Here is a 24,725-nt window from a genome sequence, read left to right as displayed (position 1 = left end):
GGAACCCGTGGACCTCCTCTCCAACACCGTCCAGCCCTACGCCTGGGGCTCCCGCACCGCGATCCCGCGCCTCATGGGAACGCCGCCCACCGGCGAGCCCCAGGCGGAGCTGTGGATGGGTGCCCATCCCGCCGCGCCGTCCCGGGTCGACCGGGGGCGCGGGCCGCTGCCCCTGGACCGGGTGCTCCGCTCGGACCCGGCGACGGAACTCGGCACGCCCGCTCTGCGCCGGTTCGGGCCCCGGCTGCCGTTCCTGCTGAAACTGCTCGCCGCCGACGCCCCCCTCTCCTTGCAGGTCCACCCGGATCCCGCCCAGGCCGAAGCGGGCTTCGCGCTGGAGAACGCCCTCGGAGTGCCCCTGGACGCTCCGCACCGCACCTACCGGGATCCCCACCACAAGCCCGAGATGATCGTCGCCCTCACCCCCTTCCAGGGGCTGTGCGGTTTCCGAAGTCCCCGGCAGTGCGCCGACCTCCTGGACGCCCTTGCCGTACCCGCCCTCCGTCCGCATGCCGAGGTACTGAGGACCCGGCCGGAGGAGGCCGCCCTCGCGGAGGTCTTCGCCGCCTTCCTCAGCCCGCCCGAAGGACTCCTCGGCGACGTCACCGCGGCCGTCGCGGCCGTCGCGGCTCACGTCGGCCCGCACCAGGAGGACCTCGTCCGCTACGCGGAGGTCGCCCGGGCACACCCCGGCGACCCGGGACTGCTGGCCGCCCTGATGCTGCGCCGCGTCGAACTGCGGCCGGGGGAGTCCCTGTTCCTCGGCGCCGGCGTCCCGCACGCGTACCTCTCCGGCCTCGGTGTGGAGATCATGGCGAACTCCGACAACGTCCTGCGCTGCGGACTGACGTCCAAACACGTCGACGCGGCCGAGTTGCTGCGCGTGGTCCGCTTCACCGCCCCGCCCGGCCGTGTCCTCACGCCGGGGGAACGGGCGGGCGAGGAGATCTACCCCGTCCCCGTCGACGACTTCCGGCTGTCGCGGTTCCGGCTCGGCGGCGCGGAGCGCCCGCGCCCGCTCCCCGCCGGGGCGCCGCAGATCGTCCTGTGCGTGGAGGGAGCGGCGCGGCTGACCTCGGCCGCGACGGGCGACACCTTGCGGATCGGACCGGGGCGTTCCCTCTACGTCCCCGCGGCCGAGGCGGTCTCCCTCGCGGGAGAGGGGGTCGTCTTCCGCGCCACGGTCGGAATCGAGGTCGCGTCCGACGCGACTCCGGTTCTCCACGAGGACGCCATGAATACTTAACCGGTTAGGTACCGCCTCTTGTTTTCCGGCCTCCTTCCCCTCTAGCCTCATCCTCGGTCGCCGGGCGTCTCGCGAATCCGCCACGTCACCTCCGCGCGGGGAACACCACCCCACCGGTCGGCGCACTTCCTTCCCCTGCTCGGTGAGAGTCGCAGGAACACACCGGACAGCGGGAATCCACCGGCCCACCCCCGCGTCTTCGACGCGTCGCTCCGCAGGGCCGGCAGCACCGCACCCTCCATGTCAGGCAAGCCCGCACGCCCCGGCACCGCGCCCCGGCGTGCGCGCGACCGAGTTGGGAGCACCACACATGAACAGGACACTGGCGACCGCGGCGGGAGCGCTGCTCGCCCTCACCGCCGCGACGATCACCGCGCCCGTCGCGGCCCACGCGGCCGACATCCCCACCACCGGCTTCCACGTCACCGACGGCCGGCTCCTCGACGCCAACGGCCAGGACTTCGTCTTCCGCGGCGTCAACCACGCCCACGCCTGGTACCCCGGCAGGACCGGTCAGGCCCTCGCCGACCTCAAGGCGCTCGGCGCCAACTCGGCCCGGATCGTGCTCAGCACGGGCGACCGGTGGACGAAGAACGGCACCGCCGACGTCGCGAACGTCGTCACCCAGTGCAAGGCCAACAAGCTGGTCTGCGTCCTCGAGGCCCACGACACCACCGGCTACGGCGAGCAGAGCGGAGCCGTGTCCCTCGCCAAGGCGGTCGACTACTGGATGGAGGTCGCCGGCGCGGTCAAGGGCCAGGAGAAGTACGTCGTCCTCAACCTCGGCAACGAACCGCACGGCAACACCGGGTACGGCGCCTGGACCGAGGACACCAAGAACGCCGTCGCCCGGCTGCGCGCCGCCGGTTTCCACCACACCCTCATGGCGGACGCCCCCAACTGGGGCCAGGACTGGTCGAACACCATGCGGGACAACGCGCCCGCCGTCTTCGCCGCCGACCCGGAACGCAACACCGTCTTCTCCCTCCACATGTACGGCGTCTACGACACCGCCGCCGAGGTCCAGGCGTACCTGAACAGCTTCGTCAGCCGGAAACTTCCTCTGGTGGTCGGCGAGTTCGGCAACAACCACTCGGACGGCGACCCGGACGAGGACGCCATCATGGCCACCGCCCGGCAGCTGAACCTCGGCTACCTGGGCTGGTCGTGGAGCGGCAACGGCGGGGGAGTGGAGTACCTCGACCTCGCCACCGACTTCGACGCGAGTCGGCTCACCCCCTGGGGACAGCGCCTGTTCAACGGCGTCGACGGCATCCGGCAGACCTCGCGCGAGGCGAGCGTCTACGGCGGGACGGCGAGCGACACCCGGCCGCCGACCGCCCCCGGCGCTCCCACCGCCACCGAGGTGACCGCCACCGGGGCCCGGCTGGCCTGGGCCGCCGCCACCGACGACACCGGCGTCACCGGCTACGACGTCGTCCGCGTCAACGGCACGGCGGAGACCCCCGTCACCACCACGGTGGGCACGAGCGCCACGCTCACCGGTCTGACGCCCTCCACGACCTACACCTTCGCCGTGTACGCCCGCGACGCCGCAGGCAACCGCTCCCCCCGCTCCACCGGAACCGCCCTCACCACCGCGGCCGGACCGTCCGCCGGCAGTTGCTCCGTCGACTACCGGCTGCAGGACTGGGGCACCGGCTTCAACGCCGACGTCACCATCCGCAACACCGGCACCCAGGCCGTCAAGGGCTGGCGGCTCGACTTCGCCTTCCCGGGCGGTCAGACGGTGACCTCCGCCTGGAACGCCAAGGTCGTCCAGGAGGGCAACCAGGTGCACGCCACCCACGAGTCCTGGACCGAGACCATCCCGGCCGGCGGCAGCGTGAGCTTCGGTCTGAGCGCCTCGTCCACCGGCGGCAACGCCGTCCCCGCGACCTTCACCCTCAACGGCGCCGCCTGCGCCAAGAGCTGACCCGCCCCCTCCCCCCGGGCCCCGTCCCCGCGACGGGGCCCGGACCCCGCCCGACACGACCGGCCGCGCCGCCCCGACGGGCCGGGCGCCGCCGGTCCCACCGCAAGGAGCCTCCCGTGCCGTACACCGACCTTCCGCCGGACCACCCGGCCGCCCGGACCGCCGGCCTCCCGGAGGAACCCGCGGACTTCGACCCCTTCTGGGACGAGACCCTGCGGACGGCCCGGGAGGCCGGGAGCGATCCGGTCGTCAGGCCGGTGCCCGACTCGCCCCTCACCACCCTCGACGCCTACGACGTGAGGTTCGCCGGCTGGGCCGGCCAGCCCGTCGCGGCGTGGCTCCTCGTCCCCTCCCAGGCGGAGGAGCCCCTGCCGACGGTGATCACGTACATCGGCTACAGCGGGGGCCGGGGACGGGTCGTCGACCACCTCCCGTACGCGTCCTCCGGATACGCCCACCTCGTCGTCGACAGCCGGGGCCAGGGCCACGACACCCCCGATCCGCACCCGGACGGCGGCACCCACTGGGTGCACGGGTACATGACCCGGGGAATCGAGTCGCCCCACGCCCACTACTACCGGCGCCTCGTCACCGACTGCGTCCGGGCGGTCGACGCCGCCCGCACGATCCCCCACGTCGACCCGGAGCGGATCGTGGTCCAGGGAGCCAGCCAGGGAGGCGGGCTCGCCCTGGCCGTCGCCGGCCTGAGCGGCGACCGCATCGCGGGCGCCCTGCCCGACGTGCCGTTCCTCTGCCACATCCGGCGCGGTGCCGAGACGGCCACCGAGGGCCCGTACACCGAACTCGTCGACCACCTCCGCCACCACGCCCCGTACGCGACGGAGCGGGTCTTCGCCACCCTCGGGTACTTCGACGGCGTGCACTTCGCCCGCCGGGCCACGGCTCCCGCGCTGTTCAGCGCCGGTCTGATGGACCCCGTCTGCCCGCCCTCCACCGTCCTCGCGGCCTTCCGCGCGTACGCGGGGGAGAAGGACATCAGGGAGTGGCCCTTCGGCGACCACGCCGGAGGCGGGGGCGCCACCGTCGTCGAGCACCTGCGCTGGCTGCGGGCGCACCCGCGCCTGCGGTCCTCATGAGGCGGCCGCGGAACCGGCGGCCAGGACGGTAGGGCGCGCTCCCGCGACCGTCGGGACACGAGAGGCCGTACCCCCGGCGGGGAGGTACGGCCTCTCGTCACGTGCCCTGGCGCGTGCGGGGCGGACTCGTGGAACCCCGGGGCGTCAGCGACGGCGTCGGCACCTGGAGCGCTTCGCTCCGAGTGCCCTCGATCACCTCGAACAGGGCACGCGCGACCACCTCGCCGAAGCGGTGCACGTCATGGCTCATCGCCGACAGCGGCGGGTGCGTGAGCCTGCACAGCTGGGAGTCGTCCCAGGCCAGCAACGACACGTCGTCCGGCACCACGAGCCCCATCTCGGCCGCCACGGCGGCTCCCGCGACGGCCATGATGTCGTTGTCGTACACGATCGCCGTCGGGCGGTCCGGCGTCAGGAGCAGCCCGCGAGTCGCCCGGGCGCCCTCCTCGCCGGCGAAGCCGGTCGACACCTGGCGGCGGCCGTCGAGACCGAGTTCGGCCATCGTGGCCTCGAACGCCCGCGCGCGGATGGCGCTGTGCCCGAGCCCCGCCGGGCCGCCCACGCGGGCGATGCGCCGGTGGCCGAGCGCCGCCAGGTACCGCACGGCGTCCGCGGCCGCCGTGGCGTCGTCCGTCCACACCGAGGGGAAACCACCGGTCAGCGACGGGTGCCCGACGGCGACCGCGGGCATCCCCAGGGCCCGCAACGGCGGGATCCGGGGATCCTCCCGGTGGAAGTCGACCAGGATCGCCCCGCCGATCGTCTTGCTCCGCCACCACTCCTCGTACAGGGCCACCTCCTCGTCGAGGTCCCGCACCAGACGGAGCAGCAGGGAATACGAACGCTCCGTCAGCACGCTCTCGATGCCGGAGATGAACTCCATGTAGAAGGGCTCCAGACCGAGCAGCCGGGCCGGGCGGCAGATCGCCAGGCCCACGATGCCCGCACGCCGGCCGGACAGGCTCCGCGCGGTCTGGTGCGGGACCCAGCCCAGCTCCCGGGCGACCTCGAAGATCCGCTCCCGGGTCGCCCGCGACACCCCCGGGCGGTCGTTGAACGCCATGGAGACGGCGCCCTTCGACACGCCGGCCCGCTTGGCGACGTCGTTGATGGTCACCCGAGGAGCGCCGGTGCTCACGCCGGGGCCACGCTGAACAGGGCCGCGCGGACCCGCTCGACGCCGCCGAGGTCCCGGACGCCGCTCACCCGGATCCTCGCCTCTTCACCGGGGAGCAGCGTGAGCAGGCCCCGGTCGGCACTCGCCGCCGGACCGAGCCGGTCGGGCTGGAGGAGGAGGTCCCTCACCAGCGTCCGCGCCGTCACCACCACGTCGACGGCCGCGCCCTCACCGGGGACGGCCTCCAGCCGGATGTCGTAGCGGGCGGACGGGTGGGCGAACTCCCGGTCCGGCACCGGGAAGTGCACCGCGCGCAGCCCGTCGGCGTCGGCGACGAGGAACTCCTTGACGGACCCGGGGGCGGGCAGCAGTTCCGCCGGGAGCGCCGGCCGGACGACCGAGCGCGGCGCGGCCTCGACCTCGATCTCGCACTCCGCCAGGACGGTGCCGGCCGCGTCGAGCCGCCGCAGGACGACCTGGGCGTGCCAGGGGGCGCCCGACTGGTTGTCGACGGCGAGCACCGGCCCGTCCTCGGTCGGCAGCAGCGTCAGCAGCCGGTCCGCGTACACCCGGCGCAGTTCGTGGTACAGCGGCTTGAGCCGGCCGTCGCCGTCGATCGCCGCCCACGAGCTCACCGGCCAGCAGTCGTTGAGCTGCCACACCACCGTGCCAGCGCACACGGGCCAGTTGGCCCGCCAGTGTTCGATGCCCGCCGAGACGGCCCGCGCCTGCACCACCTGGGCCAGGTAGTGCCAGCGGTCGAAGTCGGCCTCGGGGAGGGGGAAGTGCCGGGCGATGCCCCGGTCCAGCTTGCCGTTGCCGTCCTCGGCCTTCTGGTGGTGGAGCATGCCGGGGGAGTCGGGGGCGAGCCGCTCGCCGGGCAGTGCGCGGTGCAGCGTCGCGAGGGCGGGGGGCGCCTGCCAGCCGAACTCGGCGACGAAGCGGGGGACGCTCGCGCGGTACTCGGCGTAGTCCTGGCGGTTCCACACCTCCCAGGAGTGGTGGGTCCCGTGGCGGGGGTCGTTGGGGTGGTGGTCCCAGGAGCCGGACCACGGGCTGCCCGCCGTGTACGGGCGGGTCGGGTCCAGCTCGGCGACGATGCGCGGGAGCACGCCGAGGTAGTAGCCCTCGCCCCAGGAGTCGCCCGCGAGCGGCCCCTCCCAGTCCCAGTCGCGGAAGCCCCAGAGGTTCTCGTTGTTGCCGTTCCAGAGGACCAGACTGGGGTGCGCCATCAGGCGGACAACGTTGTCACGCGCTTCCGCCTCGACCTCGCCGCGCAGCGGCTGCTCCTCGGGGTAGGCGGCGCACGCGAACAGGAAGTCCTGCCACACCATGAGCCCGAGCTCGTCGCAGACGTCGTAGAAGGCGTCGTCCTCGTAGATGCCGCCGCCCCAGATGCGCACCAGGTCGATGTTGGCCTCGGCGGCCTGGCGGAGCCGGGTCCGGTAGCGCTCCGGTGTCATCCGGGAGGGCAGCACGTCGTCCGGGATCCAGTTGACCCCGCGCGCGAAGATCCGGACGCCGTTGACGACGAAGGTGCAGCCGGTTCCGTGCGCGTCGGGGGACCGGTCGAGCTCGACGGTACGGAAGCCGATCCGGCGCCGCCAGGTGTCGAGCGGCCCCTCCTCCTCGTCGAGCAGGGTCACTTCGAGCTCGTACAGGGGCTGGTCGCCGTAGCCGCGCGGCCACCACAGCCGCGGCGCGGGCACCTCGAGGAGGAGCACGGCCTCGTCACCGGTGAAGGAGACCCGGCCCTCGATCTCCCCCTCCTCCCCCCGGACGGCGGCCCGGACGGACAGCGGCCGACCACTGCCGCGCTCCGTGCGCTCCGCCCGGAGCCGGAGCTCGACGCGACCGGTCGCGCCGTCGACCGTGACGAGCGGGCGGACCTCGGCGAGCCGGGCGGTCGACCAGTGCTCCAGGCGCACCGGGCGCCACATGCCCGCCGTCACGACGGTGGGACCCCAGTCCCAGCCGAAGCTGCACGCCATCTTGCGGATGTACTGGAAGGGCTCGGGGTAGACGTTGGGCCGTTCCCCGGTGAGGGCGCGGACCCGGTCCGCCTCCTCGTAGGCCGAGTCGAAGCGCACCTCCAGACGGCCCGTGCGGCGCGTGACGTCGAAACGGTGGGCGCGGTGCATGTTGCGGGTCGTCCCGAGGACCTCGCCGGCCAGGACGATCTCCGCGGCGGTGTCCAGTCCGTCGAAGACCAGCTCCGTGCGCTCGTGCGCGGTGTCGTGGGCCAACTCCGTGACGTAGGACCACCCTTGCCGGCCGACCCACGCGATCTCGGTCTCGTTCCGGCCGATGAAGGGGTCGGGTATGACCTGCGCGGCGAGCAGGTCGGTGTGGACGCAGCCGGGGACGCGGGCCGGGAGCAGCGCGCCCTCGTGGCACAGGCTCCAGCCCTCGGTCAGCTGGGTGACGTCCTTCATGTGTGCGGCTCCAATCGCCTGACTGCGGCGGGATGCGTATACGACCCGGACAACCTAGCCGTACGCACAGCAGCTGTCTATGAACCGGTAAAGCTCTGTTCAGTCACGGAACGTGCACGGAGAGACGTGGAAGGAGGCGCGTATCGGCGCCGTCATGGCCTCCCGATAACGATTGGGCATCACGCGGGAATCCGGAGCTTTACCGGTTCACACGGTCCTGTCATAGTGCCGACATCCCACTTTGACCTGAGCCGTAACCCTGAAGGAGTTGGGCACATGGGGAAGACGAAGACGCTCACGGGCGTGCTTCTCACCGTCGCGATGCTGACCGTGGCGGGATGCAGTGGCGGGGGTGCCGCGTCGGGCGAGACCGCGGCGGCCCCCGCCGACCCGAACGAGGTCTCCGGGGGGATCAAGGTCCTCACCCAGCGGACCGACCTCGTCCAGAACGGCACGCTGAAGCGGTACGCCGCGGAGTTCAACAAGGTCTACCCCAAGGTGAAGGTGACGTTCGAGGGGATCACGGACTACGAGGGGGAGGTGAAGATCCGCATGAACACCAAGACCTACGGTGACGTGCTGATGATCCCCGCGGCGGTCGCCAAGAACGACTACCCGAAGTTCTTCGCCCCCCTCGGGACGACCGCCGAACTCGCGGGGAAGTACCGCTTCAGCGACAAGAGCGAGGTGGCCGGAAAGGTCTACGGCATCGCCCAGTTCGGCACCGCCAACGGCTTCGTCTACAACAAGGCGGTGTGGAGGAAGGCCGGGATCGCCGCGTGGCCGAAGACCCCGCAGGAGTTCCTCGCGGACCTGAAGGCCATCGGCGACAAGACCGAGGCCGTCCCCTACTACACGAACTTCAAGGACGGCTGGCCGCTGGTCCAGTGGACCGCCAACGTGGGATCCGTGACCTGCGACGCGAAGGCGACCGACAAGCTGGCCGGCCCCGTGTCGCCCTGGAGGGCCGGCGGAGAGCTCCGCACCATCGACACGCTGGTCCACGACATGGTGAAGCAGGGCCTCGTCGAGAAGGACCCGACCACCACGAACTGGGAGACCTCCAAGGCGATGCTCGCCGAGGGCAAGATCGGTGCGATGATGCTCGGCTCCTGGGCGATCACGCAGATGCAGGGGGCGGCGAAGGAGGCCGGCGGCTCGCCGGCGGACATCGGGTTCATGCCCTTCCCCGCCCAGAAGGACGGCAAGTTCTGTGCCACCCTGGTCTCCGACTACCAGCAGGCCGTCAGCGCCTACTCCGAGAACAAGTCGGCCGCGCGCGCCTGGATCGACTGGTTCACCGAGAAGTCCGGCTACTCGGAGCAGGAGGGCGCGGTGCCCGCGGTGAAGTCGGCTCCGATGCCCGCGACCCTCAAGGACTTCGTTGACAACGATGTCACCTTCACGGAGCGCTCCGAAGCCGCGACGGCCCTGGTGAACGACATCGACAACGCCGCCGAAATCGGCCTGAACAAGCCCGACTACCGGCAGAAGCTCATCGACACCGCCCGCGGAGCGCAGGAGGGCAGCCTCCAGGACTTCTTCGCCGACCTGAACAAGAGGTGGGACGAGGCGGCGAAGAACGCCGGCTCCTGACACCGGCGGAGCGGGCCCCGGCCGTACGACACCGGCCGGGGCCCCGACCTCCCGCAGCCTCGGACACGAAAGGCCGACATGACCGACACCCCTCCTGCCCCTCCCCGGACCGAGCCGGCGCGGAGGCCGCGTCAGACGACGCGGGACGGCCGCCCGGCGGGCCCGGCCGCCGCCGCGGCCCGGAAACCCCCGGGCGACACGAGGACCCGGGGACGCTCCTGGCGGGACTCCCCGCTCCGGCGCGCCACCCCGTGGTTCTTCCTGGCGGTGCCCCTGGCGCTGCTGATCACGTTCACCTACGTACCCGTGGCGAGCATGATCTCCTACAGCTTCACCGACTGGGACGGAGTGAGCCCCGACCGCGCGTTCACGGGGGTGGACAACTACGTCCAGATCTTCACCCGTCCCGAGCTCTTCCGGGTCTTCTTCGTCAGCGGCTACTACCTCGCCGCGTCCGCCCTCCAGATCGGCGTCGCCCTCTACTTCGCCACCGTCCTGAGCTTCGACCTCAGGTTCCGCAACTTCTTCAAGGGGATCCTCTTCTTCCCCTACCTCATCAACGGCGTCGCGATCGGCTTCGTCTTCCTCTACTTCTTCCAGGACGGCGGGACCCTCGACTCCGTACTGGCCTGGCTCGGCGTGACCGCCGACCATCCCTGGCTCGGAGATCCCACTTCCGCCAACGTGTCCCTGGCGGGCGTGTCGGTCTGGCGCTTCACGGGGCTGAACTTCGTCCTCTTCCTCGGCGCCATCCAGTCCATCCCCGGAGAGCTCTACGAGGCGGCCCAGCTGGACGGTGCGGGGAAGTGGAAGCAGTTCCGCCACATCATCGCCCCGAGCATCAGGCCCGTCCTCAGCCTGAGCATCATCCTCGCGGTCTCCGGCTCCCTGTCCGTGTTCGAGATCCCCTACATCATGACCGGCGGCGCGACCGGCACGTCGACCTTCGTCATCCAGACGGTCAAGCTCGCCTTCCAGTTCAACAAGACCGGCCTGGCCTCGGCCGCCGCCGTGGTGCTGCTCGCGATCATCCTGCTGATCACCTGGATCCAGCGCCGGCTCGTACCCGACGACAAGGTGGACCTCGTATGACCCCCGCCCCGACAACGCACCGCCGCCGCTTGCCGGTCGGGACCGCGCTGACCTACCTGTCCCTGCTCGCCGCGACAGCGGTCGTCCTGCTGCCCCTGGTCGTCGTCCTCCTCACCTCCCTCAAGACGTCCGAGGAGGTCTCCGACGGCGGTGCCCTCTCCCTGCCGGGCGACTGGCTGAACTTCCGGAACTACGCCACGGCGTTCACCGACGGCCACATGCTCGCGGCCTTCGGCAACACCGCCTTCATCCTCGTCTTCTCGGTCGGCGGCACCGTCGTCATCGGCTCGATGACGGCCTACGCGGTCGACCGCTTCGACTTCCGGGCGAAGAAGCTCGTCATGGCGCTCTTCCTCGTCGCCACCCTCGTACCGGGCGTCACCACCCAGGTCGCGACCTTCCAGGTCGTCAACGGCTTCGGCCTCGTGGACACCCGGTGGGCCCCGATCCTCCTCTACATGGGCACGGACATCGTCTCGGTGTACGTCTTCCTGCAGTTCATCCGCTCCATCCCCCGCTCGCTGGACGAGGCCGCCCGCCTGGACGGCGCCAACGCGTTCACGATCTACCGGAAGATCATTCTTCCGCTCCTCAAGCCGGCGATCGCCACCGTCGTCATCATCAAGGGGATCACCACCTACAACGACTTCTACATCCCCTTCCTCTACATGCACTCGGAGGACCTCGGGACCATCTCCACCTCGCTGTTCCGCTTCAAGGGCCCCTTCGGCGCGCACTGGGAGGCCATCTCGGCGGGCGCGATCCTCGTCATCCTGCCGACGCTCGTCGTCTTCCTCCTGCTCCAGCGGTGGATCTACAACGGCTTCGCGCAAGGGGCCACGAAGTAGTGCTCGCGGCGTCCGGGAGGCGGCTCAGGCCGACGGGGCGGAAGTGCTGCCCCGGGGCACGAACCGGGCGTACTCCTCCTCCACGTTCCCGGCCCCCTCGTTCGCGACGAGGGCGAGCAGGGCCCGAGCCGCGCCGGCCCCGTACGCCGGGATGTCCCGGGCGAGGGCGGACAGCGGGGGCCGGACGACCCGGGTGAGCGGCGACTCGTCCCAGGCCACGACGGACAGCTCGCGGGGGATCGAGAGACCGATCTCCTGGGCCACGGACAGCGCGGCCACCGCCATGATGTCGTTGTCGAAGATCATCGCGGTGGGGCGCTCGGCGGCGATGAGCAACCGGCGGGCGGCACGGGCTCCCTCGTCGCCGGTGTAGTCGGTGTGGACGATCTCGGGCTCGGGCAACCCCGCCTCCGCACAACCCTCGCGGAAGGCGGCGTCCCGGACGGCGGTGTGCGCGAAGCCCTCGGGACCCGCCACCCGTGCGATGCGCCGGTGGCCGATCGCCACCAGGTAGCGCACCGCCTCGCGCACGCTCTTCCCGTCGTCCGACCACACGGCGGGCAGGGAGCCCGCCGTGTGCGGCGGCCCGATGACCACGGCGGGCAGGCCGAGGGCCTCGACCGCCGGCACCCGCGGGTCGTCGGTGCGCAGATCGACCAGGAACACGCCGTCCACCCGTCGCTCTCCCCACCAGCGCCGGTAGATCTCCAGCTCGTGCTCCTCGCTGTCGACCATCTGCAGCATCAGGGCGTACGCACGGTCGGAGAGGACGCTCTCGATGCCGCTGATGAACTCCATGAAGAAGGGCTCGGTGCCCAGAGTGGACGCGGGCCGCCGCACGACGAGCCCGACCGCCTGGGCGCGGGCGCCGCTCAGGGCCCGCGCGGCGCTGTTGGGACGCCAGCCGAGCTCCTTCGCGATCGCCTTGATCGACGCACGGGTCGAATCGGACACCCCCGGCTGGTCGTTGAGGGCATAGGAGACGGCCACCTTGGACACTCCGGCACGGAGCGCGATGTCCGCAATCGTCGGCCGCTTCACACGTGTCTCCCACTCTGCACAGGTCCTCTCGGCAGAGTGACCCTACCCGCAGGGGCCCGGGGGTCTGATACGCCTTGTCGGCCCGGCACTCGAGACCGGCTTCGGTGAGTGTGCCGACGGTGCCGTGGGCGCGCCGACGGTGCCGTGGGCGCGGGCGGCGGTCAGGCCGTGGGGGGATCCGGGCAGCGCGGGTGAAGCCCGCGACAGCCGCCCGAGGGGATCGGTGAGGCCCCGCACGTTCGTGCCGTGACGTTCGTGTCCGCCCCAGCGGTACGGGCGGTCGGCGGCGATCCGGCCGGCCGGCAGCGGGGAGCCGTCCGGGATCACGACGGACGCCGCGGGTCCCCGCGCCGTTGCGGGACCAGGAGGAGGTCGTCGCGGTGCGCGGGGCCTCAGCCGGGCGACGAGGTCCCGTCCTGCACGCCCGGCACCGGTCCCGTGGAGGCCCGGATCACCAGCTCCGGGTCGAAGAGGAGTTCGCCGGTCGGCACCTCGCGGTTGCTGACCAGGGCGAGGACGCTGCGGCCCACCTCCAGGGCGAGCCGGTCGGCCGGCTGGCGGACGGTGGTGAGCGCGGGGTCGGTGAACTCGGTGACGGTCGAGCCGTCGTAACCGACCACCGAGACGTCGGCGGGCACGGAGAGACCCTGCCGCCGGATGCCCCGGATGGCGCCGAGGGCCATGTAGTCGCTGGCGGCGACGATGGCGGTGGCGCCCTGCGCCACGAGGGCCGCGGCGGCGGCCTGCCCGCCTTCCACGGTGTAGGACTGGCGGACGACCCACCGTTCGGCGTCCTCGGCGCCACGCCGGGCCATCGCCCCGACGAAACCGCGCACCCGCCGGTCGGCGGGCCGGTTCCCGGCGGGGCCGGAGGCCATGCCGATGCGGCGGTGGCCGAGCCGGTGGAGGTGGTCGACGGCCAACTCGGCGGCGAGGGCGTCGTCGGTGGAGTAGACGGGAACGGGCACGCCGTCGGCGAACTCGCCGTTGACGCCGACATAGGGGACGCGGCGCTGGCGCAGCAGCTCGTAGCTCTCGGTGTCGGCACCCTCCACCGTGTTGGAGGCGGAGAGGAAGACCACGGCGGCCACGCCCTTGTCGATGAGCGCGGTGAGGAAGTCCAGTTCCTGGACGCCGCCGGGGAAGACGGGACACAGGACGGTCTTGAGGCCGTGGGGGGCGAGTGCGGACTCGATCCGCTCGGCGACGTCGGCGAAGAACGGGTTCGAGACGAATTCGGTGACGACCGCCACCAGCTGGCCCTGGGTGGGGCGCTCGTAACCGAGTTCGGCCATGGCCCGCTCGACCGCCTCGCGTGTCTTGCGGGACACCCCCTGACGCCGGTTGATCACCCGGCTGACGGTGGCCTCACTGACCTGTGCGCGGGCTGCGACGTCGGTGATGCCGACCTTCATCGCGGTCCTTCCGTGAGTGTGAACGACACCAGGCCGCCGCGCGGGACGGCCAGGGGCCGTGGTCCGTCCGGCAGGAGCGTCGGCGGATCATTCATCATACGGCCGTCGGGACCGTGGACCCGGGCCCTCACCGGTCCGCCGCCGCCCGTGACCTCGACCATCACCCGGTCCCGGCCGGAACCGTTCACCAGGTGGAAGGTGCGGTACGCGGCCGTGTCGAGGGTCGCGACCCGGTCGCCGTGCACGCTGATCAGGCACTCCTCGCCCCGGGCCGAGCGCACCAGCGGGTACAGCTCGTCGGGCCGCCCCGGCTCGGTCTCGCCGTCGAGGATCAGCTCGCGGTGCCGACGCCACCACCCGAGCCAGAACCGCACGGTCTCCCGGTGCTCCCGGGGCACCTCGTCGAGGCGCACGGAGATCTGCGGTACGGAGTGCAGGGCCCCGATCAACTGCCTGGCCACGGCCTCGGTACCGGCGCCGTGCGACCACATGAGCATGTCGGAGTGGACGGCGCCGCCGACCGCGAGGAGAGCGGTGTCGAGCGTGTTCATCCGGTTGGCGGTGGCGTCCGCCGGACAGTCGAAGGAACGCAGCATGTTCCCGTACGGGGCCATGCCGGGTCCCGTGTACGGCTGGCGCAGTTCCAGCAGGATCCCGGGCCGGACGGCCTCGAGCTCCTGCCGCAGCCCGTCGAGGAGCAGGGTCATGGCGTGGCCGACGTCGCCGCCGCCGTCGCCCGCGTGGACGGCGGCCTCGTCGAGGAAGTCGAGCTTCAGCCCGTCGAGTCCGTAGTCGCGGACGAGGGAGACACACAGGTCGACGACGTGCCGGCGCACCTCGGGACGGCGGGGATCGAGGACGTGGGCGCCGGGCACGGTGGCGGGGCGGGGGGCCGCGGAGGCCCACCGGTCGTGGCAGTCGGCCTGCGGGCCGAGCAGCAGGGGGGCCACCCAGAGGAGGTGACGCAGGCCGTGGGCGCGGACGGCGGCCACGTGCGCGGCGAGGTCGGGGAACTTCGCGGGATCGGGCCGCCAGTCGCCGACGCCCGCGTAGCCGCGGCCGTTGCCGTGCGCCTGCCAGCCGTCGTCGAGGATCAGCACCCCGCAGCCGAGTTCGGCCGCGAGTGCCGCCTGGCTCTCGACGGCGGCGGCGGTGACGTTCTGGTTGAAGGCGTACCAGGTGGAGTAGACGGGGACGCGGGCCGTGTCCGGGACGTGCATCGGAGGGTGGGCGGCGGCGAGGTGGGCGCGGATCGGGCGCAGGGCGGCGGCGACGGAGGGTGCGCGGGGCGCGAGCAGCAGACGGTGGGGGCGATCGGCGGCGGGCAGCCGGAGGTGGACGACGTGGGTGTCGTTCTCCTCGGAGACGCCGAAGCGGACCGTGGCCTCGGTGACGGGGTCGGCGGCGGCCCAGGTGAGGAGGGTGGCGCCGGAGTGCTCGTACAGGGAGCCGGCGGCGGGGCCGTCGACGAGGCAGGTGGCGGCCCGCCCGGCCCAGTCGGGGACGAGGGTGCGGCGCCAGCCGCCCTGCGGATGCCAGTAGCCGGCCGCGTCGCCGAGGGGGACGGAGAGGCGGATCTCGACGGGGACGCCGGGGGCGTGGACGTCGAGGGCGAGCAGTCCGTCCGGGAGGGGGGTCAGGGTCCGGGAGGGGGTGGTGCCGGGGGCGAGGAGGGCGATCGAGACCCCGTCGTGAAGGGGTTCGGCGGGCACCGGAGTCTCGTGCGCGGTGGTCACGGGCTCGTCGGCCCGGGCCTGGAGAGTCATGGTCATTCCTTGACGGCGCCCGCGAGGAGGCCGGAGACGAAGTGACGCTGGAGGAGCAGGAAGACGACCGCCATGGGGACGGCGGCGACCGAGGTTCCGGCGAGGATGGCGCCGTAGTCGGTCTCGTCGAGTCCCTGGAGGGGAGCGAGGGCGACGGGGATGGTGAAGGTGAGTTCGTCGCGCAGCACGATCAGCGGCCACACGAAGTCGTTCCACTGGTAGAGGAAGAGGAAGATCGCGAGGGCCGCGAGGGCGGGCCGCATCGGCGGCAGCACGACCCTCAGGAAGAGCCGCAGCTCACCGCATCCGTCCATGCGGCCGGAGTCGAGCAGCTCCTTCGGGAGCGCCGCCATGGACTGCCGCATGAGGAAGATGCCGAAGGGCAGGGCGAGGTCGGGGGCGATGACGGCCTGGTAGGTGCCGAGCCACTGGAGCTCGGCCATCATGCGGAAGAGCGGCACGAGCGTGATCTGGGCGGGCACGACGAGCCCCAGCATGAGCAGCCCGAAGAGCGTCTCGCGGCCGCGGAAGCGGTAGGTGGCGAAGCCGTATCCGGCGAGGGTGCAGACCGCCCCCGCGAGGAGCGTGTAGACGCCGGCGATGCCGAGGGAGTTGAGGACGACCCGGCCGAAGTGGGCGGTGTCCTGGAGGGTGGCGAGGTTCTCGGCGAGGTGGCCGCCGGGGAGCAGCGGCGGCGGGCTCGTGAAGAGTTCGCGCGAGCTGTGGGTGGCGCCGACGACGAGCCAGTAGAAGGGCACGGCGACGGCGGCGAGGGCGATCGCGAGGCCGGAGGTGAGCAGGAGCGAGCGGCCGGCCCGCCGGCCCGGGCCCCGGTTCGTCATGGCGTGTCTCACGACTTGTCTCCCAGGAGGCGGAACTGGACCAGGCCGAGGAGGCCGATGAGCAGGGTGAGGGCGTAGGCGAGGGCGGAGGCGTAGCCGAAGTCCGCGTAGGCGAAGGCGTTGCGGTAGAGGTACACGCCGATGGTGAGGGTGGCGTTGTCGGGGCCGCCGCCGGTGAGGACCGTCGGCTCGTCGAAGAGCTGCAGCGTGCCGATGGTGGACAGGACGGTGGTGAGCAGTAGCGCGGGGCGCAGCCCGGGCAGGGTGACGTGACGGAACGCTGCGAGGGCGCCGGCCCCGTCGACGGCGGCGGCGTCGTACAGCTCCGCGGGCACGGTCTGGAGGCGGGCGAGCAGGATGACGGCGTTGTAGCCGGTGTAGTGCCAGGTGAGGGCGAGGCCCAGGGAGATCCGGGCCCACAGGCCGTCGGTGAGCCAGGGCACCGGGTCGACGCCGACGAGGCCGAGCAGCCAGTTGACGAGGCCGTAGTCCTTGTTGAGGAGGACCGAGAAGACGATGCCGTACGCGACGAGGCCGGTGACCATCGGAAGGAAGAAGCCCAGCCGGAAGACCGCGCGGCCGCGCAGGAGCGTGGAGTTCAGGGCGACGGCGAGAGCGGTGGCGAGGGCCAGCATCAGCGGGACCTGTACGGCCAGGACGATCGTCGTGTTGCGGAGCGCGGTCCACAGCAACGGGTCGTCGAGCAGCCGCCGGTAGTTGTCGAAGCCGACGAAGGTCTCCGTGCCCGCGACGGTGCGGTGCAGGCTGATCACGAAGGACCAGCCGATCGGGTAGAGCTTGAAGACGGAGAAGAGCAGCAGGGCCGGCAGCACGAAGAGGTACGGGGCCGCCCGGCCGCGCCGCCGGGGGCGGGCGGCGGCCGGGAGCGGTGTCGCCAGGCTCACCGGGCGGCCTTCCGGCCGGTCTGGCGGACGAGTTCGGAGGCCGCCTCGCGGAGCACGGTCGCCGGGTCGGCGCCCTTGAGGAGGACCCTGGACTGTGCGTCGGTGACCAGCTTGAGAGCGCGGGCGTAGTCGGAGGTGTAGTTCACGGCCGGGGAGGGCGCCTTGAGGGCGGCGAGGAAGATCTCGCCCTTCTTCTGGCCGCTGAAGAAGGCCGAGGGCTCGTGGAACACGGCGTCGTCGTAGGCCTTCATGAGCGCGGGGGCGATGCCCTTGCCCCGGTAGATCCGCACCTGGGAGGCGGGGCGGGTGAGGGCGAACTCGACGAAGGACCAGGCTGCCGCCTGGTGCCTGCTGCTGCCCGCGACGGCGAGGTGGGTGGAGTTCACGGTGGCGGCGGTGGGGCCGCCGCGGCGCACGGCGGGCGGGAGCCGCACCTTCCACTTGCCGGCCTCGGCGGGCACCTGCTCCTCGACGATGCCCCCGAACCACGTGGGCCAGGGCACGACGGCGTTGGTGCCCTTCTTGAGGGAGCTCATGAGGGCGTTCCAGCCGCCGGCGAGGTCGCTGACGAGACCGGCGTCGTTCATGGTCTTGATCAGCGTCATGGCCCGTACGGCCTCGGGCGAGTCGAGGGTGACCCGGCCTTCGAGGTCGAAGTAGAAGGCGCCCTGGAGCTGGAGCAGCATCTGGAAGAAGTTGGCGGCATCGGGCTGGGAGGCCGGCTTGTCGATGCCGAGGAGGTGGACGCCGGTCCTGGCCTTGAGGCGCTTGCCGGCTTCGATCGTCTCGTCCCAGGTCTGGAGGGCCCCGGCGTCGACGCCCGCCTTCTCGAAGAGGTCGACGCGGTAGTAGAAGCCGGCCGAATTGGCCTCCCAGGGCAGGGCGTTCACGCGCTTGCCGTCGGGGCAGACGGTCTGCCAGAGGCCGGCGGCGAAGGCGTCCTTGTGCCGGGTGGCGCCGAGCGGGCCGAGGTCGGCGAGGCCGCCGGGGAACCGCTCGACGTAGCCGGGAAGGTAGTCGACGCCTATGTGGAGGACGTCGGCGAGCCCTTGGCCGCCCGCGGCCAGACCGGTGGTGATCTTGTCCCAGATGGCCGGGTTCCCGATGTCCTGGACCGTGACCCTGATGTCCGGGTAGACCCGGTTGAAGTCCGGCAGGAGGGCCTTGAGTTCGGTGGCGGGCCCCTGCCAGGACCAGACGGTGATCTCGCCCTTCTTCGGGTCGCCGGCCCGGCCCGTGCCTCCGTCCGTGCCGGTGCCGGTGCAGCCGGAGAGGGCGAGGCCCCCGAGGCCGGTGGCGGCGAGGGCGCCGCCCGTGCGCAGGACGCCTCTGCGTCCGATCGGTCTGGCCGCTCCGTTGCGGTCGCTGTGTGTCATGAGCCGGGACAGTACAAGCGCCTCTCCCTACTTGCAATGAATCGATGAAAACTTTCGATTGTTCTGTCGTCTGATGGATGCGGGAACCATTGCAAGCCGTCATGGTGATTGCTAGCGTGCCGCGCGCCGAGTCCACCCACGCTCCGGGAGAACCCCATGCCGCGTTCCCGTCCGGCTCTCAGATCCGCGACCGCCCTGCTCGCCGCGCTGGCCCCCCTCGCGGTCGCCCCGGCGGCCCCCGCTGCCGAGGCCGAGGCCGCGCCCACCGCCCCGGCGCTCCTCACCGTGAGCGACCCCGGCTTCGAAGGCGGGGGCAGCGGCTGGGAGTTCACCCCCGGCACGGGGACCGCCGTCAACCACCCGCACGCCGGTGCCCGGCTCGCGTACCTCGACGCGGGCAGCGGCATGAAGGTCTCCCAGACGGTGACCGCCACCGGCCACGGCGCGTACACGATCTCCGCCTGGATCGCCACCGGCGGTCCGGGCGGCCGGTACGTCCTGCGGGTCAACGGCTCTCCCGCCGCCTCCCTCGACCTGCCCGCCACCGCTCAGTACCGCCGCCACACCCTCGGCCCGGTCACCCTCGCCCCCGGCGACCGCCTGGAGATCGCCTTCGAGTCCGGCCAGGGCTGGGTCAACGCCGACGACGTCATGGTCTCCCCGGCCACCCCCGCCACTCCCCGGGTCACCTCCAGCGACCCCGAGGCCGCCGAGATGTTCGCCTGGGCCACCCACAAGGCCGGCAGCTGGGTCCACCTCCCGGGCACCCCCGGGCCGCTGAACGCGGACGAGCGCCAGACCGGCGGCACCGGCACCGGCGTCTACGCCCCCTCCTACTGGGCCGGCTACGCCAACCGCAGCGGCTACTACTCCCGCGACACGGCCCACCAGCTCGTCGGCGCCGGCGTGCTCGGACTGCACGCCGAGAACAAGGCGATGCTCCGCGCCTTCGCCGCGTCCGCCACCGCCGAGCACGCCTACTACCCCGTCTGGGCGCTCAACTTCGACAACCGCACCTACCTGTCCATCGACTACCGCCGCCCCGATCTCTTCGTCCGTGAGGTCCCCGCCGTCTTCGAGCTCGTGCAGAAGGCCGAGGAGGCGTACCGCTGGACCGGCGACCGGAGCTACCTCGACGACCCGGTGCTGTGGGACTTCTACCGTCACGCCACCGAGGAGTTCGTCACCCTCCACGACGGCCGGAAGGACAACGGCGACCGAGTGAAGGTCGCCGAGGGCACCGGGAGAGGCATCTTCCAGGGCGTGGCCAGTTACAACGAGCAGAGCGACGAGCCGCTCGCCGAGGCCGGCGACGCCATCGGCTCCCAGTACCAGGCGTACCGGGCGATGGCCGCGCTGGCCCGTGCCAAGGGCGACGCCCGCACGGCCGCCGACTTCGCGCGCCGTGCCCGCGAGCTCCGCACGTACTTCAACACGACCTGGAGCGGTGACGGTTCGGGCGCCGGCATGGTCCGCGGCTACACCGTCGACGGACGGCCGCTGACCGGTTGGGGCAAGGAGAACAGCTGGTTCATGCCGATGAAGCAGATCATCGAGCCCGGCGCCCGGCGCGAGGCCTACCTCGACTACGTCGACGCCCAGGCCGAGGGCGAGGACCGCCCCGAGAACATCGAGGCCCTCACCTACCTCCCCGACACCTTCTTCACCAACAACCGTCCGGACACCGCCTGGAAATGGATGCGGCGCGTCTACGCCCAGAAGGACGTCCAGCACGTCAACACCCGCCAGGGCACCAACGGCGACTACCCCGAGGTGTCCTTCACCCTGATCGCCCAGACCGTCCAGGGCCTCATGGGCGTCACGCCGAACGCCCCCGCGCGTCTGCTCACCACCCGGTCCCGCCTGCCCTCCGGCATGGCGTGGCTCGCCGTGGAGGACCTGCGGATCGGTGACTCGGCCTTCGCGCTCAAGCACGAGGGCGCCCACCGCTCCACGCTCACCCACACCTCGGGCTCCGCCCCGTACACCTGGGAGGCACGCTTCCCCGGCAGCCACGACGTGATCACCGTCGACGGCGTCGCCCGCCCGGCACGGATCCGGGTGATCGACGGCGCCGTGTACACGACCGTCCGCGTCAAGGTGGCCCCGGGCCGCACGGCCACGGCCGAGGTCCGATGACGCCCGGAGGCGCGGGCGGCATCGCGCCGGGCGGGACGAGCGGTGCGGGCGGCACAGCGCTCGGCGGTACGGGGCACCCCGCGCACGGCGGTGGCAACGGCCCGGCGGCCGTAGGCGCCGGCGCTCCGGCGCAGCCAGGGGTCTTCCCCGGCGGTCCCGAACTCTTCCGGCTCGACGCGCGGGTGGCCCACCTCAACCACGGCTCCTTCGGCGCCGTCCCGCTCCCGGTCGCCCGCGCGCACCGGCGACTCGCGGCCGAGGCGGCCGCCGACCCGGACGCCTTCTTCCTCGGCGCCCCGGACCGGCTCGCTGCCGCCCGGACGCGGATCGCCGCCCACCTCGGCGCCGACCCGGAGGGAACAGCGCTGGTCACGAACGCGACCGAGGCAGCGCACCTGGCCCTGGACGCCCTCGGACTCGGCCCCGACGACGAGGTCCTGGTCACCGACCACGGCTACGGCACCGTGGTCGCGGCCGCTGCGCGCCGGGCCCGGCTCGTCACTGTCTCCCTCGACCCGGAGCTGCCGGACGAGAGCGCGGTGCGCCGGAGGGTGCTCGCCGCGGTCACCCCCCGTACCCGGGTGGCGGTGCTCGACCAGATCACCTCACCCACGGCCCGGATCGTCGCCGGGCCACGGCTTCTCGCCGACCTCGCCGATCGCGGGGTGACCACCGTCGTGGACGGCGCCCACGCGCCCGGCATGCTGGCCACCCCGCTGGCCGGCCGGCCGGACGTGTGGTTCGGCAACCTGCACAAGTGGGCGTACGCGCCCCCGGGCTCCGCCGTTCTCGCGGTCGCACCCGCCCTGCGGGACCGGGTGCCCGCGCCCGTTCCGTCCTGGGAGGACCACCGGGGCTTCCCGCGCGCCGTGGAGTACCGGGCCACCGCGGACTACACGGGCCTGCTCGCCGCGGCCGACGGCCTGGACCTGCTCGCCGCACTCGGCGCGGAGCGGGTACGGGCCCACAACAGCGCCCTCGCGGCCCACGGCGCCGCGCTGCTGGCCGAGTTGCCGGGGGTGACCCCGCTGCCGGCCGACGACCGGCTCGCCCTGCGGGCCCTGCGGCTGCCGCCGCGGTTCGCCCGGACCAGACCGGAGGCGGAGGCCCTGCGTGAAGAGATCATGGTCCGGGTCGGCTGCCGGGTTCTGGTCTGGCCGTGGCCGGGAGGCGGCGGGATCCGTATCTGCGGCCAGATCTACAACCGCCCCGCGGAGTACGAGCGGCTCGCCCGGGGGCTGAGGTCCCTGCTGGACGGTGACTGAGGTCGCCGAACAGGCAGCCCCGCCCCGAGCCGACCGGACCCGCCGGCCCGGGGCCCCGGCGTACATCTCGCTGAGGAGTCGTCGACGGCCGCGTAGCACCTGAGGACGATCTCGCGTCCGTACGGAGGCGGACTTCTCGACCGAGAGGGAACCCCGGCCCGCGGTCGCCGTCTTGGTCCTCGGGTCGACTTGATCGTCGAGTCGACACGAGGAGGGGTGTGATGGCAGGTCAGGTGCGTGGGACGAGGCGGGCGAAGGCATCGGCGCCGGAGTACCAGGGTGCTCTCGGATCGTTGTCGGTGAACGCCTCACTGCCCGAGGTGCTGGCCCGGGGCATGGAGGAGCTGCGGACGGCGGAACGGGCCGGGGACCGGCGGGAGGAGGCGCGCTGCGGGCTGGCCGTGGCGGAGGCCTGTCGCAGGCTCGGGCGTATAGAGGAGGCCGACCGGGCGTGGAAGGCGAGTTACCGGGCGGCGCGTGCGGCCGGTCACGAGGGGGCCATGGCGTGGGCCCTGTGGAGCGGCGGCACGCTGGCCCGACAGCGCGGCGCGTTCAGGCTGGCGTACCGGTTGCTGAGGCTGGCCGCCGAGACGGGCGAGCGGGGCGGCGACGTCGTCGTGCGCGGCTACTCGCTGGCGGGGCTCGCCGAGACCGGGCGCATCCAGGGCGATTACGCGGCGGTGAGGAGGCTGCACGAGCAGCTGCTCGCCGAGGCCCGCCGCCGGGGAGAGGCCCGGCACACGGTGTGGGCGCTGGAGGGCATCGCGCAGATGCACCGCAACACCGGCGAATACGACGAGGCCCTGGCCCTGTTCGAGGAGGCGGCCGAGACGGCGTACCGGGCCGAGGACCGGCGCGGGTGGGCATGGGCGCTGCGCGGCATCGCGGACGTGGTGTCCGTGCGCGACGCCGACGTGGAGCGCGCCCTGTCGCTGCTGTCCCAGGCGGAGGAGGCCTGCCGGGAGATGCGGCTGTCCAGCGCGCTCGCCTACAACCACAAGATGCGCGGCAACGTGCTGTACCGGGCGGGCCACTACGAGCAGGCCCGCGAGATGTACGCGCTGGCCCTTGAGGAGTTCCAGGAGATGGACGAGCCGCGCGGGACGGCGCTGTCGCGACTGGGGCTGGTCAAGGCCTCCGCCCGCCTGGGCCGCGACGCCGCGCACACCGCCGCGGACCTGGCCGGACTGCGCTCCACGCTGGACCGTATCGGGCTGCGGCACGCCCGGGACATGGTGGACAAGGCAGCGGCCGAACTGGGCGTCGGGCCGCTGCCGGACCACGGCGGCCACGAGCGGGGCACCGCGAGGCCCGTGCTGCCGTCGGTTGGGGCCGAGGCGCTTCAGGCCGCCGATGTGGAGGGCCTGCGATGAGCGCCGTGCCGACACCGTCCTCGCCGGTGTGCCCGCCGGGCGCCGCAGTCGTGGCCACGGTGCGTTCCTCTCGTGATCGCGACATCGATCGCGACATCGATCGCGACATCGATCGCGACATCGATCGCGACATCGATCGCGACATCGATCGCGACATCGATCGCGACATCGATCGCGAGAACGATCACGACGTCGATCACGACACGGCGCCGGCCCGTCTCCTGGAGCGTTGTCGTGAACTCGTCCGGCCTGCGCTGGTGGAGGCGGTGGGCGGCCTCCATCCGTGGACCGGTGAGATGGCCGCGTACGCGCTGGGCTGGTCCGACAGGGACGGTACTCCGGATCCCGGGGGATCCGAGGGCAAGGGAGTGCGCCAGGCGCTCACCGTGCTCGGCGCGGAGGCGGTCGGGGCCGATGGCGCGGAGGCCGTTCCCGGCGCCGTGGCCGTCGAACTCGTGCACACCTTCTCGCTGCTCCACGACGACATCATGGACGGCGACGCCCTGCGCCGGCAGCGGCCCGCGGTGTGGAAGGCGTACGGGACCGGTCCGGCCGTTCTCGCCGGCGACGCGCTTCTCGCCCAGGCCGTGACCATCCTGGCCGAGGCTCCGGGCCGGCACGCGGCGGCCGCGGTCCGCTGCCTCTGCCGGACCCTGAACGCGCTGGTGTCCGGCCAGGCGCAGGACCTGCGCTTCGAACACCGTCCGTGGCACGGCCCCGGCGCAGTCGGCCCGGAGCAGTACCGGTCGATGGCCGAACACAAGACGGGCGCCCTGCTGGGCTGCGCCGTCGCGCTCGGCGCGGTCCTCGGCGGTGCCCCCGACCGGACCGTGACCACGCTCGAACGGGCGGGCCGCCATCTCGGCCTCGCCTTCCAGGCGGTGGACGACATCCTCGGCATCTGGGGCGACCCTGCCGTGACCGGCAAACCCGTCCACGCCGACCTGCGCAGGGGCAAGAAGACCTACCCGATGCTCGCCGCACTGGCCGGCGGAGGCAGGGCCGCGCACGAACTGGCGGCGCTGCTCGACCCTCCCCGGCCGTTCGACCACGAGGCCGCCGCACGGGTGGCGGCACTCGTGGAGGAGTTGGGCGGGCGGACCGCGACCCGCGACGAAGCGCGCCGGCACCTGGACGCCGCCCGCCGCGCGCTGCGCGACGCGTCCCTCACGCACACCGCCGCACAGCGACTGGACAGGCTGTTCACGTACGTGCTCGACCGGACCAGGTGACCAC

19 protein-coding genes are annotated in these 24,725 nt (G+C 72.5%); 10 read left to right on the top strand and 9 right to left on the bottom strand.

Going from position 1 to position 24,725, the window contains the following annotated elements; all coding sequences use genetic code 11:
* Positions 1–7: 7 nt before the first annotated feature.
* From manA to IE180_RS19260, 3 genes are all read left to right on the top strand, one after another.
* Positions 8–1,246: a mannose-6-phosphate isomerase, class I gene (gene manA, locus IE180_RS19270; protein WP_190158127.1), complete on the top strand. Its 1,239-nt coding sequence runs from the start codon at positions 8–10 to the stop codon at positions 1,244–1,246.
* A gap of 310 nt (positions 1,247–1,556) precedes the next feature.
* Positions 1,557–3,182: a cellulase family glycosylhydrolase gene (locus IE180_RS19265; protein WP_190158126.1), complete on the top strand. Its 1,626-nt coding sequence runs from the start codon at positions 1,557–1,559 to the stop codon at positions 3,180–3,182.
* A 116-nt stretch (positions 3,183–3,298) separates the two neighbouring features.
* Positions 3,299–4,279 carry an acetylxylan esterase gene (locus IE180_RS19260; protein ID WP_190158125.1) on the top strand — a complete coding sequence of 327 codons (981 nt, stop codon included), beginning with the start codon at positions 3,299–3,301 and terminating at the stop codon, positions 4,277–4,279.
* Between the two features lie 97 nt (positions 4,280–4,376).
* Here the strand turns inward: IE180_RS19260 and IE180_RS19255 are convergent, their stop codons facing one another.
* Positions 4,377–5,417 (bottom strand): LacI family DNA-binding transcriptional regulator, encoded by a 1,041-nt coding sequence (locus IE180_RS19255; protein ID WP_190158124.1) that lies wholly within the window; start codon positions 5,415–5,417, stop codon positions 4,377–4,379.
* Complete coding sequence (locus IE180_RS19250) at positions 5,414–7,831, bottom strand: glycoside hydrolase family 2 protein (RefSeq protein ID WP_190158123.1); 2,418 nt, start codon at positions 7,829–7,831, stop codon at positions 5,414–5,416. Before IE180_RS19250 ends, IE180_RS19255 begins: the two co-directional genes overlap by 4 nt.
* 276 nt (positions 7,832–8,107) lie before the next feature.
* Between IE180_RS19250 and IE180_RS19245 the strand changes: the two genes are divergently transcribed.
* The 3 genes from IE180_RS19245 to IE180_RS19235 all read left to right on the top strand — a co-directional run bounded on the left by IE180_RS19245 (position 8,108) and on the right by IE180_RS19235 (position 11,367).
* A complete protein-coding gene (locus IE180_RS19245) occupies positions 8,108–9,427 on the top strand; it encodes an ABC transporter substrate-binding protein (protein ID WP_190158122.1) in 1,320 nt (439 codons plus the stop codon).
* Between the two features lie 78 nt (positions 9,428–9,505).
* Positions 9,506–10,519 (top strand): carbohydrate ABC transporter permease, encoded by a 1,014-nt coding sequence (locus IE180_RS19240; RefSeq protein WP_229860626.1) that lies wholly within the window; start codon positions 9,506–9,508, stop codon positions 10,517–10,519.
* Positions 10,516–11,367: a carbohydrate ABC transporter permease gene (locus IE180_RS19235; RefSeq protein WP_190158121.1), complete on the top strand. Its 852-nt coding sequence runs from the start codon at positions 10,516–10,518 to the stop codon at positions 11,365–11,367. Before IE180_RS19240 ends, IE180_RS19235 begins: the two co-directional genes overlap by 4 nt.
* 24 nt (positions 11,368–11,391) lie before the next feature.
* Here IE180_RS19235 and IE180_RS19230 read toward each other — a convergent pair whose 3' ends face one another.
* The 6 genes from IE180_RS19230 to IE180_RS19205 all read right to left on the bottom strand — a co-directional run bounded on the left by IE180_RS19230 (position 11,392) and on the right by IE180_RS19205 (position 18,712).
* Positions 11,392–12,408, bottom strand: a complete 1,017-nt coding sequence (locus IE180_RS19230; protein ID WP_190158120.1) for a LacI family DNA-binding transcriptional regulator — start codon at positions 12,406–12,408, stop codon at positions 11,392–11,394.
* Between the two features lie 392 nt (positions 12,409–12,800).
* Positions 12,801–13,823 carry a LacI family DNA-binding transcriptional regulator gene (locus IE180_RS19225; protein ID WP_190158119.1) on the bottom strand — a complete coding sequence of 341 codons (1,023 nt, stop codon included), beginning with the start codon at positions 13,821–13,823 and terminating at the stop codon, positions 12,801–12,803.
* Positions 13,820–15,589: a glycoside hydrolase family 36 protein gene (locus IE180_RS19220; protein ID WP_190158118.1), complete on the bottom strand. Its 1,770-nt coding sequence runs from the start codon at positions 15,587–15,589 to the stop codon at positions 13,820–13,822. Before IE180_RS19220 ends, IE180_RS19225 begins: the two co-directional genes overlap by 4 nt.
* A gap of 2 nt (positions 15,590–15,591) precedes the next feature.
* Positions 15,592–16,443, bottom strand: coding sequence for a carbohydrate ABC transporter permease (locus tag IE180_RS19215; RefSeq protein WP_229860624.1), 852 nt, complete (start codon positions 16,441–16,443; stop codon positions 15,592–15,594).
* Positions 16,440–17,336, bottom strand: a complete 897-nt coding sequence (locus IE180_RS19210) for a carbohydrate ABC transporter permease (protein WP_229860621.1) — start codon at positions 17,334–17,336, stop codon at positions 16,440–16,442. The genes IE180_RS19215 and IE180_RS19210 overlap by 4 nt, the downstream gene beginning before the upstream one ends.
* A complete protein-coding gene (locus IE180_RS19205; RefSeq protein ID WP_190158117.1) occupies positions 17,333–18,712 on the bottom strand; it encodes an ABC transporter substrate-binding protein in 1,380 nt (459 codons plus the stop codon). Before IE180_RS19205 ends, IE180_RS19210 begins: the two co-directional genes overlap by 4 nt.
* A gap of 156 nt (positions 18,713–18,868) precedes the next feature.
* On the opposite strand from IE180_RS19205, the gene IE180_RS19200 reads away from it, so the two are divergent.
* From IE180_RS19200 to IE180_RS19190, 3 genes are all read left to right on the top strand, one after another.
* Positions 18,869–20,851: a carbohydrate-binding protein gene (locus tag IE180_RS19200; RefSeq protein WP_190158116.1), complete on the top strand. Its 1,983-nt coding sequence runs from the start codon at positions 18,869–18,871 to the stop codon at positions 20,849–20,851.
* A complete protein-coding gene (locus IE180_RS19195; RefSeq protein WP_190158115.1) occupies positions 20,848–22,116 on the top strand; it encodes an aminotransferase class V-fold PLP-dependent enzyme in 1,269 nt (422 codons plus the stop codon). The genes IE180_RS19200 and IE180_RS19195 overlap by 4 nt, the downstream gene beginning before the upstream one ends.
* A 221-nt stretch (positions 22,117–22,337) precedes the next feature.
* Positions 22,338–23,489: a tetratricopeptide repeat protein gene (locus IE180_RS19190; protein WP_190158114.1), complete on the top strand. Its 1,152-nt coding sequence runs from the start codon at positions 22,338–22,340 to the stop codon at positions 23,487–23,489.
* Here IE180_RS19190 and IE180_RS19185 read toward each other — a convergent pair.
* Complete coding sequence (locus IE180_RS19185; protein ID WP_190158294.1) at positions 23,459–23,770, bottom strand: hypothetical protein; 312 nt, start codon at positions 23,768–23,770, stop codon at positions 23,459–23,461. The two genes, IE180_RS19190 and IE180_RS19185, sit on opposite strands and share 31 nt — an antisense overlap.
* Between IE180_RS19185 and IE180_RS19180 the strand changes: the two genes are divergently transcribed.
* Entirely contained in the window at positions 23,657–24,721 is a 1,065-nt protein-coding gene (locus IE180_RS19180; protein ID WP_190158277.1) for a polyprenyl synthetase family protein, read from the top strand. The genes IE180_RS19185 and IE180_RS19180 overlap by 114 nt on opposite strands.
* Positions 24,722–24,725: the final 4 nt, after the last annotated feature.

It is taken from the genome of Streptomyces litmocidini, from assembly GCF_014649755.1.
GTDB lineage: Bacteria > Actinomycetota > Actinomycetes > Streptomycetales > Streptomycetaceae > Streptomyces > Streptomyces litmocidini.
The sequence above is the reverse complement of the archived record's forward strand: the minus strand, read 5'-3'. Positions and strand labels throughout refer to the sequence as shown.

Bases quoted from the DNA above. Each gene is read 5' to 3' on its own strand.
- IE180_RS19220 (WP_190158118.1), bottom strand. From the start codon at position 15,589: ATGACTCTCCAGGCCCGGGCCGACGAGCCCGTGACCACCGCGCACGAG.
- IE180_RS19195 (WP_190158115.1), top strand. From the start codon at position 20,848: ATGACGCCCGGAGGCGCGGGCGGCATCGCGCCGGGCGGGACGAGCGGT.
- IE180_RS19190 (WP_190158114.1), top strand. From the start codon at position 22,338: ATGGCAGGTCAGGTGCGTGGGACGAGGCGGGCGAAGGCATCGGCGCCG.
- IE180_RS19250 (WP_190158123.1), bottom strand. From the start codon at position 7,831: ATGAAGGACGTCACCCAGCTGACCGAGGGCTGGAGCCTGTGCCACGAG.
- IE180_RS19200 (WP_190158116.1), top strand. From the start codon at position 18,869: ATGCCGCGTTCCCGTCCGGCTCTCAGATCCGCGACCGCCCTGCTCGCC.
- IE180_RS19245 (WP_190158122.1), top strand. From the start codon at position 8,108: ATGGGGAAGACGAAGACGCTCACGGGCGTGCTTCTCACCGTCGCGATG.
- IE180_RS19185 (WP_190158294.1), bottom strand. From the start codon at position 23,770: ATGGAGGCCGCCCACCGCCTCCACCAGCGCAGGCCGGACGAGTTCACG.
- IE180_RS19225 (WP_190158119.1), bottom strand. From the start codon at position 13,823: ATGAAGGTCGGCATCACCGACGTCGCAGCCCGCGCACAGGTCAGTGAG.
- IE180_RS19235 (WP_190158121.1), top strand. From the start codon at position 10,516: ATGACCCCCGCCCCGACAACGCACCGCCGCCGCTTGCCGGTCGGGACC.
- IE180_RS19265 (WP_190158126.1), top strand. From the start codon at position 1,557: ATGAACAGGACACTGGCGACCGCGGCGGGAGCGCTGCTCGCCCTCACC.
- IE180_RS19240 (WP_229860626.1), top strand. From the start codon at position 9,506: ATGACCGACACCCCTCCTGCCCCTCCCCGGACCGAGCCGGCGCGGAGG.
- IE180_RS19205 (WP_190158117.1), bottom strand. From the start codon at position 18,712: ATGACACACAGCGACCGCAACGGAGCGGCCAGACCGATCGGACGCAGA.